Raw genomic sequence first — 13971 nt, 5'->3', positions numbered from 1 at the left:
ACGCCCCGATGACTAATGATTGAACAGGAATTCTTTAGTATTCAAAAGTGTCCACAACACGTCTTCGGTAGCGGTTTGGCGATCGGTTTCGGGATCCGAAAATGCCGACCGCATGAGTTTTCGTTCCTCGGGGGTCGGTCCCCGATTGAGTGTGGCGAGGTAGAGTTCTTGGATGATTTCGTCTGGTGTCCGCTCCGAGTCGGCCAGTTGCCGAGCACGACCAAGACGATGCCCCACCTTGCTTCCGACTTCGGGGGAATTCATGACGTGCAAGGCTTGGGAGATGGTTGGGTCGTCACCGCGTTCGCAAGCACACACGGTGGTGCGTTGCGGGCGTCCGAAGATGCGGAAGAAATACTTCGGCATCCGGTTGTCCCAGACTTCGATCGCTCGCGAACCAACCGGCCAACCGTTGAATTTCTCGGGCACATCGGTCGCTTGGCAAACGGCGTCGAGCAAGACTTCCGCCGGGAGCGGTCGATACGTGGCGTGTGAAAAGTTCTGTTCGTCGGTCGCGTTCGTTTCAGTGATTTCGTGGCTGAGTTGATACACCCGCGACGTGAGCAGCGTTTTCGTAAATTTCTTCAGATCGTAATCGTCTCGGACGAGTGATTCCGCGAGAGCCGCCAACAGCGGTTCGTTTGTTGCAGGGTTGGTGGCACGGATGTCATCGAGCGGTTCCACCAAACCGCGACCGAAATAATGGGCCCACAACCGATTTGCAATCGCCTTCGCGAAGAATGGGTTTTCAGGGTGCGTCATCCAATCGGCTAACATGAGGCGACGGTCACGAGGAAGATCTTCAGACAGCGAAACGGTCTGCCCCAAACCAGCGGCTGACACCGTTTCGCCTGTGCGGGGATGTTTGAGGTCTTGCCCGAGACTCGCAACCAGCGACTTGCTTCCGTTCGGCAGCGACTTGGTTTTCAACCCCGTGAAGAAACCGGCGTAGGCGGTGAAGTCGGCTTGGGACCAGCGTTCAAACGGATGATGGTGACACTCCGCACACTCGATCCGCACGCCGAGGAACAGTTGACTTGTTGCACTGGCCAGTTCGCTCGGTTTGCCGAGTGTGGTGTAAAATGGTGTCGGTCCGATGGCTTCGAGATTTCCGCGGGCAGTCAGGATGTCGCGGACGAGTTCGTCATACGGACGATTGTCCGCAAACTGGTTTCGCAACCAGCGATGGATTCCCACCGAACCGGTCGCCCCCAGGGCATTCGCATCGACTTTCAACAAATCACACCAGCGAAGCGCCCAATAAGTAGCGTATTCCGGGCGGCCTAATAATTCGTCCACCAAACGGCTGCGTTTGTCGGGTGACGGATCGTTCAAGAATTCGCGGGTTTCGGCGGCTGTGGGGAGTGTGCCAATGACATCTAGCGAAGCCCGGCGAAGGAACTCGGCATCGGTGCATAGTTCGCTGGGTTCGATGCCCATTGCAGCGAGTTTGTCCCAGACCAAACCGTCGATGAAATTGTTCTCGGGCGGACGCGGGAATGAAACACCGGGGCGAGGAATCCGAATGCGACACACACCGACATGCCCCATGTATCGCACGAGAATCGCCGCCTCGCCGGGCACATCGAAGCCTTCGATCAATCCGCGGCTATCCACTTCGGCAATGGTTGGAGCATTGGTTTCAAAGGCGGCTTCGGCGGTCACATCGCGTGTGTTGCCGTTCGCATCATAGGCGACAACGCGAAGTTGTTGTTCGGTGCCTACGGTTGTTTCGGTTTCCTGTCGAAGTGCAAGGAACTGCTCTGCCGGCTCCACTGCAATCCGCACGATTTCCGATGCGGTACCGTCGTCGAGCCGGCCGCCTTCTTCGATCCACCGCAATGTGCGACGGTAACCGAACGAATCGACTGGCATCGCGGGTCCGCCGCCGTGTGGGGTGCGTCCGGAACCTTTCCGCAGCAGCAGACTTTCCGCAGGAGCAGCCAGTAACACTCGTCGTCCCCGGGATTCCTTCACCAACGCGGCATAATCGGCGTCGGCATCGAAACCAAAGATGCTCAAACGGAACCCGTTTTGTCCTTCCGCTTTGCCATGACACCCACCGGAATTGCAGCCGGATTTCGTCAACGCGGGGATGATTTCATTCCGAAAAGAAACCGGTTCCGGGTTGTGAATTCCCGTCACACTTACCGACGTCGTGATCTGCTGAGACCCAAGTAAAACGTGGAGCGTTGTCGTGCCTTCGGCATGAGGTTCGAGTCGCCCGTGTTCGTCGATGGTCGCAATCGCGGGGTCATCGACACGGTACTCCGCAGCGGTAGTCCGGTCGAGACGGCGTTGCCCAACGTGTTCCGTCACAAGCACTTGAATCGTCGATTCCGGACCGACGCACTCAATCTTCGGGGGCGAAAGTTCCAGCGTCGCCGCGATGGTTGTCGTCGAGAACACCGCGAGGATCGACCCACAGATTGTTAGCCGTGAGATTCGTCGATGACGATGTCCACTCGACATACCGTGCGATCCTTTGTCGAAGTTGCCACCCTCGGGTCCCCTAATCCTCAGGGACAAACAAACAGCTTAATCGGTCGCCGACGACTAATCAATGATTTTACATGCGTTGACGCGAGAATATGGCCGATTCATCACGCTGAAACCGGGCGCCCCCAATCGATCGGCTGACACTATCCGCCACGCTAAGAGTTGCACTACAACCACAAGACGTTACGGCAATTGTCTATTTTCTTGTCGTTGAGGAACTATGAAAACCATCGTGTTGCTGACGATTTCGAATGTCTTTATGACGTTCGCGTGGTACGGGCATTTGAAGTTTAAGCACAGCCCGCTTGTGATCGTGATCTTGGTCAGTTGGGGGTTGGCCTTCTTCGAGTACTGTTTCCAAGTGCCCGCCAACCGGATTGGATATGGGAGATTCTCCGCGGCTCAACTGAAGATCATTCAGGAAGTCATCACGCTGGTCATTTTTGGATTATTCACCGCGTTTTATTTGCATCAGCCGTTGCGGTGGAATCACTATGTCGGCTTCCTTTTGATTCTGGCTGCGGTCGCGTTCACGTTTGGTTTTGAGAAGCCCGTCGACGAACATTCGACGAATAACCCTGCGACCGCCGTCACGCCTTTGTCGAGTGTTTCCATCGATCCACCGAAGGACGATCATTGAAATTGCAGCAAACCGAAGGCATGTGGTTTGGGGGTTTCGCCGGCGGGTAGCGTCCAGCTTTGCAGACCAACGCCGGGAATAATGCGGTCGATGCCGACCGACCACGTTTGCCCTGGTTTTGGTGCTTCGGGCAGCAATTCGGTGAGCGGAATCGCACATTCTATCCGCCAGCGTTTTTCGTCGGCGTCGACGGCGACGTGCCATTTCGGATTGAATCCTTGATCATCCCAGCACGCATCGCGAGTCCAACCCCGTTGGTCGACTTCCAAGGTGTACCAGGTGGCGTAGTCGCGATCGGTGTCGATCATCAACCGCACGCGGTCGTGTCCGGATAGGTCGGCGTCGTGTTCGCGACCGGCGAGTTGCACTGGTTCATACTCCAACTCGGAAACCTTCGGCACACTGGCGGCGACATACAGAAATTCGGAATCGTATGCCAACATCGCAATTGCGGCTCCGCCATGAGGAACTTGGGCGTCTGGATTTGCGGTCTCACGCAGCGTGAGAATCGAAGCGGCTTGCCAACAATCGTCGGACAGTGTCGCATCCAACAGTGGTCGCTCGCGAACTTTCTGAACGGGCACGAGTTCTTTCGGCGGTTGGCCGCCGGGTGCGTTGAGCCAAATCTCACTGGCGGCAGCGGCTTGCCAAGCGGAACCTTCGGGAAGTGCGGCAAAGCGACCGTAAATCGGATCGGACACCGCCAGCGAACCGCGTGACTTCATCATCGCTGCCAATTGGAATTGCAATTCCGGCTGAGCGTAGAACGCAGGACTCTGTTGTCGAATGAGAGCCGCCATGCGGATCGCTTGGTCATGCCAATTCTTCACCGCCCCCGATCGCCAATCGTCCGACTTGCCCGCACGGAGCACGCCGGCTTGCGTCATGAGTTGCACGGGATCGGGACCGCGATTGATCGTATATCCGATCTGATCAATCGGCGTTTGTTTCGCGGCGACAATCGCCTGTTCGATACGGCTCCGAACATCGTACACATTCGTGTTGATGGACGCGGTTTGAACTTGCGTCTTTCGGGCGCGTTGCCAAGCGGGTTCGCTGCCACTCCAAAGTCGAAACAACCACCGCATGGAATCGATCGCCGCCGGTTGGTGCGGGAAACGTTCGACCAGTTCCAATGAGGTTGCCTCCACGAGATCCCAGCGTGATTGCCGCCGATATGCCTCCGCCAACCGCGCAAGTTGCAAGGCGGCTTCCTGATCGGTCATGCCTTGGGTGATCTGGGTGAGTTGACCGATGATCTGAGCCGCATGTCGCGGATCGTCCAACATGCGAGCAGCGTAAGCTTGGAAATTCCGTTGTTTCTTGAAGATCGCTTCGCGACGCATGTGTTCGTTCGGGTCCACCAAGGTTAACGAACGCCTCGAAGCCGATCCGGGAGCGATATCTAAGCCCGCGAAGAAATCTCCAGCGTGTGGTTCTTGATCGCTCAGACCATCACTGAGCAATAATCGGTATGGTTCGCGGGCTTCGGTTGTTCGATGAATCGGCATGAGCCGAGCCTGAGCCGCCACCGCGACGGTATGAGCCGACGTCCCCAACTGCGGCAAAAACTCATGCGGGTCGAATTCCACATCCCCGACACTGCCATCGGGTTGACGGAAGAAGAGACGTCGCACCTGATGCGGTGGCACTCCCGCCAAACTTTGATGGAACGGGTAGCAAGTGGAATCAGCCGCCTCTTGAATCGCTTTCTGAATGGCATCGAAGAGCAACCGACCGACGGCGTCGTCTTCACCGGACATGTCTACGATGACCATATCCGGCTGCCAAGTTCGTAAACTCAATACAAGCGAACCGAGAAACACATCGGGAAACCGCCCTTCCGCCCGGTTGTTCCAATCGGCGATCAGCCGTGTCATCTGCGATTCTAATTCGGGCACCGCAAGCGGGAATCGCCAACCGGTTTCGACCGCGTTCGCGCCTACAGCGGTGACCGCATCGGTCGTGCGGAGATCGAAATCGATCCGCGATTCGCCATCCGTGCCGACATCATCACGCGCCGGCAAATGGACCACGCTGCGATAGCCCTGCTCCGCTGCAAGTTTCGTCAGCAAGGCGAACGAAATTCGTTCGGGGCGTGGCACCAATGTCAACACAGCCGCCCGACGATTCGCCCCACGAACCGGCACCCACGTTTGGCCACCGTCCCCGGTGGCGAGCATCATGCCGAGATCTCCAATCGCCCAACCGAAGTTGTCGTCGATGAATTCCAAATCGTGAATCGGCACCGTTTGACCGGTCGCGAGTTTCTGCCAAGTTGTTCCACCGTCCGGCGAATGCCACACGATTCCACCCGGTCGCCCGGCGATCCACACTTTCGCTCCGCGAACGGCGACGGCGTGAAAGTCCAGACAGTCCCCCACTTCTCGGGGCAGCGAGTTTGGCGGCGGTTCCCAGGAGACTCCGCCATTGTTCGTCGTCCGAATCAATCCTCCGTCCCCAACCAACCAGCCCGTGTTCTGCTGGGTGAGTCGAACTTTCCGCACCGTTCGTAGACCCAAGTTGCCGACCTGCGTTGCCAGCAGCCTCTCACCACCGACGAGCGAGACTTGCCCTCGCATCCCAGCGACGATGCCAATCTCGGGCTGCAAGAATTCCGCCGTCCGCCAACCGGGACGCAGTGTGCCCTGCATCGGCTGCCAAGATTCACCACCGTCCTGCGTGGTGAGAACTCCCGACGGGCATTCATTCGTCGCTTCACCGACCGCAATGCCGTCTTGCAAACTGAAAAACCGCACGTACTGAAAGTTCGGCCAACCGTCGCGTTCGTGGACCTGCCAAGACGCACCACCATCGTTCGTTGCCAAAATCACACCGAAACTTTGCCGAGTGTGTGGACGAAAACCACCACCAGCCACCCAACCAACACGGTCGGTCAGAAAACACACGCTGCGAAAATTCGCCCGTGCGGGAGCGGGTACCAACGACCAAAACCGTCCGCCGTCGGAGGTTTGCCAAATCGTGCTTTGATCCCCCACACACCAACCGATTTTGGAGCCGACGAACTGCACGTCACGGAGGGCGGCATCGTCTTGCAACGCGTTCGGCCCACGACTCGCTCCAAACACCGGCGGAGCCGCCACCGCATCGAACCTGCAAAGACCGCCCAACACGATGAACGTGAGAATGAAAATCAATCGCGACATCGGTGCGACTCCGTTCGCATCCAAAGTTTCTGAATCGTCGGGATATTACGCGGTTTTGGGGAATTTGGGAAAGAGGAATCCGAGCGACGGCTGGTTTGCTGTCTACCACCATCCCCATTATCCGGCTACAATCCGGGCACGGGCCGTAGGCTGGGTCGGGACCCAGCATGAATTCAACGGAATTGCTGGGACGAGTCCCAGCCTACTGAAACGTGGGATGACTCAATGTATTTGCGAACGTTGTTGCTAGTTGCTGTTGTGGTTGGTTGTTTTGCTCAGCTCGGCTGTGCCAAGCCGGACTCTCGGCAGACGGCCGACAATAGTGACCCGACGACTCGCACCACACCCTCGCGACTTGGCCCGGACGGTCCCGATGCCCAAAAGGACTTCACCGAAACTCCTTCCGGGTTGAAGTACCGGGTCCTCCGGAAAGGCGACGGCCGCACACCGACCGCTCAAGATACCGTCGTTGCCGATTACAAAGGCTGGCTCGATGACGGCTCGACCTTCGACAGTTCCTACCGTCGCGCCGAACCCACCGAGTTCCCGCTGAGTGGAGTCGTCGCCGGTTGGACCGAAGGCCTGCAATACGTCCGCGAAGGCGGCAAAATCGAGTTGGAGATTCCGTCTGAACTCGGCTACGGCCCTGAAGGACGCCCCGGCATCCCGCCGAACGCCACGTTGCACTTCATCGTCGAATTGCGTGAAGTGAAGTAAAAACGTCCAATGCTTTCCAGGAACACACCGATGGAAACCATTCGAGATGTTCTCTTTGATGCGGTGTTGTTCCTGCACTTCCTCGTGAATCCAGCGCTTCTGTTTGGTGCGATTGTCTATTTCGGTCGGGAACGCAAAAAACCACCTGGGACTCTAGTTGCATTCGGGACATTCGTGGTGGTTTCTTGGATCTCCTTCGGTGTGCTTTGGGGAGTCAACAAGTATTACTTCCAGCCGAAGATGCAGTCATCCGCAGTAATGCCCGAACTTGCAGCAGTGAATTTCGACAATTTTCTCGCGTTCATCAAGATTGCACTTTTCGCGATCATCGCATTCACTTTGACGGCCTTCGGCCTGTACTGCATTGCCTGGATCCACGAGTTTCGAACGCGATCGAAGAGGACGAAACAATGAGTGATGTTTCCGAATTGGCAATGCAGCTATCGGCATCGGATGTTGCCGCCCGTCGTGCCGCTGCGGAGAAGCTCGCGCAGATGGGGCCAGACGCGAAAGCGGCGGCGGTACCATTGGTGCGATGTGCGGGGGATGACGACGAACAAGTCGCCGAATGGGCAGTCGGGGCTCTCGAAGAACTCGGCCCACCGGCCGCTGAGGAAATTCCCACGCTGGAACAACTCGCGACTGACGCCAGTACCGACGTTGCCTGGTGGGCCGTCACGCTCCTCGGCCGACTCCAAGCCACTGCTGCTCCCGCCGTGCCAACACTAATAAGAGTTCTCAAAACGTCACAGGCAACCAACGTCCAAGAACGCACCGTCTGGGCCATCGATCAAATAGGGATCGCCAACGAAGACGTTCTCACCGCCCTAAAAGACGCCCAACAATCAACATCCCCCAGACTCGCCCGACTCGCTAACCGAACTCTTGAGCGACTCCAAAAATAGCCACGCACCCCGACTTTCCGTCTGCGGTGGATTGGCTGGCGGGTCGGTGGTGAGTGTTCGCGTGGTGCCGTCTGGGACCATGACTGCGGCGGGTTTTGATTCTCTGGTTGCCGACTTTGGGTATGCACCACCGCTAATGTTTCAGTGCCTCGGCGGAGACGGTTTTTGCGGATCGGAAACCTTCTTGCCAGCCTGATCCATCCAACTCGATGGAACCTACGTAGGCGTCTCCGGTTAGCATTGCCGCCGGATCATCTGTCAACTGCCCTGTCCGATCGACATACACCCGCACTTGATAGGCAACCTTCGGCAGCGATGATTGCTGGTTGTCTGCGTTCGGTCCCGATTCTCGTTGGGGGCCGCGTTTGAAGACGAAAAGCGCTCCGTTGACCATCCCTCGCGGGGTGACTGTCCCCTGCGTGAACGCGATTGGCTCGTCCTGCCAGCCTTGCCGGTTTTCATTTTGCGGATGCAAGAATAGTTGAACCGGTGTGCCCAGCGACCACTCCTTAGGAGTGTTTGAAAGTCTTAAGACCTGCTGGGTGGGAATCCAATTGTCCGCGGGAAGGTCATCGACAGATTGATATTCGCCTTTCGTGGTTTTCGCATAGTCTTCAATCCACGCAATGAAGGACTTGTAAGACTGGTCATGCGGATGCATTTTAAGTCCGCCCATATGCGTAACCGGAGGCAAATATGAAGGAGCCGCAAAGGTGCCGTCCGAGTTCCTTGCCGGAAGTTTGGATGTCGGCTTCATGACCAAAAGACTGCGTTTTGCGTCTTCAAGATTCAACATTGGTAAGCTATCCGAGCGAGGTTGACGGCTAGCCTGAACCAGGAAATCGAGCGTGGCTTCGGGGGTCTTCTTAAAGAGGTTCAGCCGTTCGATTTGGTCCCCGTACTTCTCCTGTAACCGACGCCGCGTTTTTATCGCAGCAGCATGCCGAGGATTGTTCTCGTCGATCTCATGTGGCGTGTGACAAGGAAAACACCGCATTCGCTGCGAAAAGACATTCCTGGCAAATGACTCAACCACTCGGCTCTTACGACTATGGCGGATCACCTGATCGGGAAAACCGGGACCGGCCAGTTCGTCCTCAGAAAGTTTTGGAAGATTGCGTAGCGACTCATTTTCACAGCAAACGCGAATCCAAGCCGCAAAAGCGTCGTATTCCTGCTTTCTAAGTTCGGCATGAATCAGTTTCGCGCCCGTATCGAGATCACGGTCCCCCATTTGAATCAGCTTGAGGATTTTCGATTTTTCGGGCTGTTCGAAATCAATCAACCCTTGGTCGCGAAGCGATAGAAACGTCTTCTGCGAACTGGGCAGGATGTAGTTCTTCAGGTCGACACTCGAGAGATGGCATTGGACGCAACTCGATGGTTTTTCCGATCGGAAAATTGGAAGAATGCGTTGATTAAAGACGGCTTCCGAAGTGGTGGCCGTGTCTTCATCTGCGAACGCAGGGGGCAACAGGGAGAGTGTTAAGACGATCACGCTGAGTAATTGAGCTGCCATAGTGCAAGTCTCCAAGTGTGTCGAAAAACGAACCCTGCTTACAACGAGAGTGTCATCGACATCAAATTGAAATGCAAGGAAATTCGTCTTTCCGAACGTACCCGTTCAATGACCATCGGCGTGCTTCAAGGCCTCGATGTGTCGATGGCCGCGTTGCCATCACCGACTGCCTCAAACCGCGACGGTCGATCTACTCAGGGGGGCGGAATACGGCTGCCCGAGATCCACAAGGGAACTCTGGCAAGAATGGCCGACATCGCCGGAACCGACAATACAGCGTCTGCTATGGTAACAGTCACCAGAGACACAGATTGCCCCTAAATGGCCGCCATTAGATCAAACACTACCCATGAGTGGGAAACCAACGCGCATGAAAAAACCCTGGAAAAACCAGGGTTTGAAACCGATTGCCACCCGATGAACCCGGATGACCAAAAGCCGCTGGGGAGATTCGAACTCCCGACCTACGCATTACGAATGCGTCGCTCTGCCAGCTGAGCTACAGCGGCGGGTGGTTTTGGGGGTCAACCGGCAATTTGCGAATCATAGGGTCTTCGGGGTTTGCCTGCAAGCGGATTTTGTCTTGGGAATCTGAAGTTCTCGGGCGGGGCATTCTTTTCGAGATTCCCATGAGTTAGAATTGGCGGTTTGGTCTTCGGTTCGAAAAAGTTTGCATTGGCTCATGGCTCGTATTCAGCAACTTGACCCGCACGTTGTCAACAAAATTGCCGCCGGGGAGGTCATTGAGCGGCCGGCATCGGTCGTGAAAGAACTGCTCGAAAACAGTTTGGACGCGTTAGCCACGCGGATTGAGGTCGAAATCCAGGCCGGCGGTGCGGAGTTGATTCGCGTCGCTGACGATGGGGAAGGCATTCACCCCGATGATTTCGGACTGGCGTTTGCGTCCCATGCGACGAGCAAGATCGGCTCGGCGGAGGATTTGGAACGCGTCCGCACGATGGGGTTTCGGGGCGAAGCGGTTGCCTCGATTGCGGCGGTTTCGAAGTTCCGTTTGCGGAGCCGCATCGCTGACGAAGATATCGGCCGGGAAATCGAAGTTGCGGGTGGGCAAGCCGGAGCGGTATCGCCATGTGGATGTCCGCCGGGAACAGTCGTCGAAGTTCGCCAGTTGTTCTTCAATACGCCGGCTCGTCGCAAGTTTATGAAAACGACGGCCACCGAATTCGGGCATATCAGTGAGCAGTTCACACGGGTGGCGATTGCGAATCCACGACTGCACGCGATTCTAAGACACAACGGCAAAACGGTTTATGAGTTGCCACCTACGGATCGGTTGATCGATCGGCTTGAGCTATTCTTCGGCAAGAGTACCGCGGAGCAGTTGATTTGGGTCGAATCGAACACGGAAGCCGGGCGGCTTTGGGGGTATGTCGGTCACCCCAGTCAAAGTAAAGGCTCGCGGAAGGGGCAATATCTGTTTCTCAACGGACGGTGGATTCAAGACCGTTCGCTGCAACACGCCCTTGGGGAAGCGTATCGCGGGTTGCTGATGGTCGGGCGTTATCCGCTGGCCTTTTTGTTTTTGGAAGTGCCGCCGGAAGTCGTCGATGTCAACGTACACCCGACAAAGTCGGAAGTTCGTTTCAGTGATTCCCAGCAGCAATATCGACAACTCCTCTCGACATTGCGAACGAAGTTTCTCGGGATGGATCTCGATTCGAAAATGCACCTGCCGGGCGGACGCGGACAGAATTCGGCCGCCAAGTTGGACACACCGCCCCGCCCCGATCCGCAGCGTCAATTTGCGATGGAAACCGAACTGGCCGACTGGGCGAAAAGTGCGCTCGAAACCCAAGTGGCTAACAGAGGACACGATTCGGGAGACACGAGTCAGGCGACGGGCGACAGGACTCGGGAAACGGAAGCGGATTTCTCGCCGTCACTCGTCTCATCACCTCAGACCTTGTCACATCATCTTTCCCCGCCTCACTCTTCACCCCTTACCTCTCACACGGACCAGGAGGACGATGATCCGTCTCCCGTGCCGCGTCGCCAACGCGTGATGCAGGTGCTGGATTGTTACCTGGTCGTGGAGTCCGAAGCGGGGTTGATGGTGATTGATCAACACGCTCTCCATGAGCGGGTGATGTATGAAACACTGCGGAAACGCGTGCTCGATGGAGCCGTCGAATCGCAGCGATTGCTCGTGCCGCAGCCGATCGAACTTAGCCCGCGTGAGACGGCTCTCGTCATTGATAATGAGGAATTGCTCACGCAACTTGGCTTCGGCGTGCAGGAGTTCGGCAAAAGCACTGTGCTGCTCACCGCATATCCGGCAATGCTCGCCCGTACGGAACCGGGCCGATTGCTACGGGATATCGCCGACCAACTCGATAGCGCCGGAAAAGCCCCCACCCGACGCGACATTCTCGACAGTCTGCTCCATATGATGTCGTGCAAAGCTGCGATCAAAGCGGGGCAACGCTTGAAGCCGGAAGAGATGGAAAGTCTGCTTGCTCAACGTCACCTCATCGACGACGCCCACCACTGCCCCCACGGCCGCCCAACCGCACTAGTGCTGACCCGCGACGAGTTAGACAAGCAGTTCGGTCGGCTTGGATGACGCTAAGTATTTCGCCGGTTCTCTAACGTCGGTTGCGTGGGGAACGTCGACTTGTCGGCTCTCGTCAGACGCCGTTAGGTAACCGACGGATTGTTGTCGAACGGCGGCTAGAGTTCTCAATTCTTCGCGTTGCAAACTTCGGGTTTCCTCGTTTGGGCAGTTTGGGTACAACACGGCGGTCTGATCCTTGTGGGATGGAGCCTGCACGATGGAAACGGTGGAAAAACCTTCGGAAACGTTGGTTGCGGAGCGTCCTTGGTGGCGTGGGCCGCACGTTTGGGTTTTGACGTTATTCGTCGTGGTGTTGCATGGCATCCCGATGACGATGCTCACGTTCCGCGGTGAAGAAACGCGGCGGGCACAGGTTGCGGTGGAGATTTTGCGGTCCGGCGATTGGATTGTGCCGCGACTGCAGGGCGAGTTTTACCTCAGTCGTCCGCCGATGGGCAGTTGGTCGATTGCCGTGGTCGGTTGGTTGCGGGGCGAAGTCGATCATATCGCCGCTCGGTTGCCGTCGGTGATCGCGATTTGGCTGACGACCCTACTCGTCTATGGTTACTCCCGGCAGTTCTTGAACTCGACGGCGGCGTTCTTGGCGGCGATTTCGTATCCGTCGATGATGCTTGTACTGCAACTCGGTCGAACGGCAGAAACCGAAGCCCAGTTCACGTTTTACCTCGGTGCATCGATGCTGTTATGGCATCTTGGTTACCGGGCTGGATGGTCTGGCTGGAAAACCTGGGCAGTCGGGTACACGTTCGCCGCGTTTGCCGGACTCACGAAGGGACCGCAGGGGTTGGTGTATTTCGTTTCCATCGTCGGAGTCTATCTGCTGTTCGTGCGACGCGACTGGAAGTTCCTATTCAGTCGCGGGCACGTCGTGGGTGGGTTGACTTTCGTTGGAATCTTGGCGGCTTGGCAGGTGCCGTATTATCTGAATTCGAATTGGGATTGCGTGGTCGGCATTTGGACGAAACTCGCCAGCCAACGCTTCACGCATTACAACTCGGTGTTCATCAAACACTTGGTGAGTTACCCGCTGGAAATCGCTGCGTGTGCGTTGCCTTGGTCTCCGTTCTTGCTGCAATTTGCGAATCCGAAGTTCTACAAAAGCCTGGGTGACCGCAAGAGCGAGGCCGCGTTTCTGTGGACGTGCTTGCTCGTGACGTTCCCCTCGGTATGGTTTGCTCCGTACGCATTAGGGCGGTACTACATGCCGCTGTTCCCGGTGTTGGCGGTGCTATTTGGGATTGTGCTCGATCGTCTAATGACGCGTCCCGAAGGGATGTGGATGCGTAACGGTTGGCGGTGGTATGCCGTCGGTGCTGCGTTTTCCATGTTGTTCGGCGCAGGAGTATTGACCGGTGTGATCACTGGTGGAATCCAAGCCGATTGGGCCGACGCGCTTCGCAACACGATCGTGCTGACCAGCATGTCACTCGGATTTCTGCTGCTTGGTGCGGTCATGCTGTGGCTGTATCGTGATGCCCTTTCACCGAGAGCGTTACAAGTCGCCATCTTGCTGGTCGCCGTGTGTTGCAGCTTCGGACCGGCGATTACGATCGTCGATTCCCAGCGTCGCAATCAGCCAGACATTCAAGCCCGTATGGCCGAAGTGAAATCGAAATTGCCGGCGAATGCATCGCTTGTCAGTTATGGGCCGTTGCATCATGCGTTCTTGTTTCACTTCGGCGAGTTTGTCCCGCGTCGCCCTTGGCCCACGGAACCTAGTGAAGCAGCGGAGACAGAATACTTCTGCTTGCACGAACGCGAGAGCAAAACGCATACGTTGCCATTTCCTTGGGAACCGGTAGCCGTCATTTCTTGTGAAGGCCATTCGACTCGGTTGGAAAGCCGAACCGTGATTGGTCGCCGTCTCGATCTTGTCGCATCCACCCCGACGGACACCGCCAGGTAGTCCTCTCAGTGCACTTGCACCC

General features: G+C 56.6%; 8 protein-coding genes, 1 tRNA gene and 1 pseudogene. 6 read left to right on the top strand and 4 right to left on the bottom strand.

Annotated features, from left to right (window positions below; all coding sequences use genetic code 11):
• Positions 1-12: 12 nt before the first annotated feature.
• Positions 13-2472 carry a DUF1549 domain-containing protein gene (locus AC5DDB_RS13680; RefSeq protein WP_491740288.1) on the bottom strand — a complete coding sequence of 820 codons (2460 nt, stop codon included), beginning with the start codon at positions 2470-2472 and terminating at the stop codon, positions 13-15.
• Positions 2473-2719: 247 nt separating this feature from the next.
• Between AC5DDB_RS13680 and AC5DDB_RS13675 the strand changes: the two are divergent.
• Positions 2720-3037: pseudogene (locus AC5DDB_RS13675) on the top strand (DMT family protein); the annotation flags it as partial.
• Between the two features lie 95 nt (positions 3038-3132).
• Here the strand turns inward: AC5DDB_RS13675 and AC5DDB_RS13670 are convergent.
• Positions 3133-6306, bottom strand: a complete 3174-nt coding sequence (locus tag AC5DDB_RS13670; RefSeq protein WP_491740287.1) for a YCF48-related protein — start codon at positions 6304-6306, stop codon at positions 3133-3135.
• Between the two features lie 225 nt (positions 6307-6531).
• Here AC5DDB_RS13670 and AC5DDB_RS13665 point away from each other — a divergent pair, with 225 nt between their 5' ends.
• From AC5DDB_RS13665 to AC5DDB_RS13655, 3 genes are read left to right on the top strand one after another with little or no spacing between them, the layout of a single operon-like run.
• On the top strand, positions 6532-7023 hold the full coding sequence (locus AC5DDB_RS13665) for an FKBP-type peptidyl-prolyl cis-trans isomerase (protein WP_491740286.1): 492 nt from the start codon (positions 6532-6534) through the stop codon (positions 7021-7023).
• Between the two features lie 30 nt (positions 7024-7053).
• Positions 7054-7437, top strand: a complete 384-nt coding sequence (locus AC5DDB_RS13660) for a hypothetical protein (RefSeq protein WP_491740285.1) — start codon at positions 7054-7056, stop codon at positions 7435-7437.
• On the top strand, positions 7434-7928 hold the full coding sequence (locus tag AC5DDB_RS13655; protein WP_491740284.1) for a HEAT repeat domain-containing protein: 495 nt from the start codon (positions 7434-7436) through the stop codon (positions 7926-7928). Before AC5DDB_RS13660 ends, AC5DDB_RS13655 begins: the two co-directional genes overlap by 4 nt.
• A 133-nt stretch (positions 7929-8061) precedes the next feature.
• Here AC5DDB_RS13655 and AC5DDB_RS13650 read toward each other — a convergent pair whose 3' ends face one another.
• On the bottom strand, positions 8062-9447 hold the full coding sequence (locus AC5DDB_RS13650; RefSeq protein WP_491740283.1) for a hypothetical protein: 1386 nt from the start codon (positions 9445-9447) through the stop codon (positions 8062-8064).
• A 436-nt stretch (positions 9448-9883) separates the two neighbouring features.
• Positions 9884-9956: transfer RNA gene (locus AC5DDB_RS13645), tRNA-Thr, on the bottom strand.
• Between the two features lie 173 nt (positions 9957-10129).
• Between AC5DDB_RS13645 and mutL the strand changes: the two genes are divergently transcribed.
• Positions 10130-12031, top strand: coding sequence for a DNA mismatch repair endonuclease MutL (gene mutL / locus AC5DDB_RS13640; RefSeq protein ID WP_491740282.1), 1902 nt, complete (start codon positions 10130-10132; stop codon positions 12029-12031).
• 208 nt (positions 12032-12239) lie between these two features.
• Positions 12240-13949, top strand: coding sequence for an ArnT family glycosyltransferase (locus tag AC5DDB_RS13635; protein ID WP_491740281.1), 1710 nt, complete (start codon positions 12240-12242; stop codon positions 13947-13949).
• The last annotated feature ends 22 nt before the right edge of the window (positions 13950-13971 follow it).

The organism is Thalassoroseus sp. (assembly GCF_984380535.1).
The sequence above is the reverse complement of the archived record's forward strand: the minus strand, read 5'-3'. Positions and strand labels throughout refer to the sequence as shown.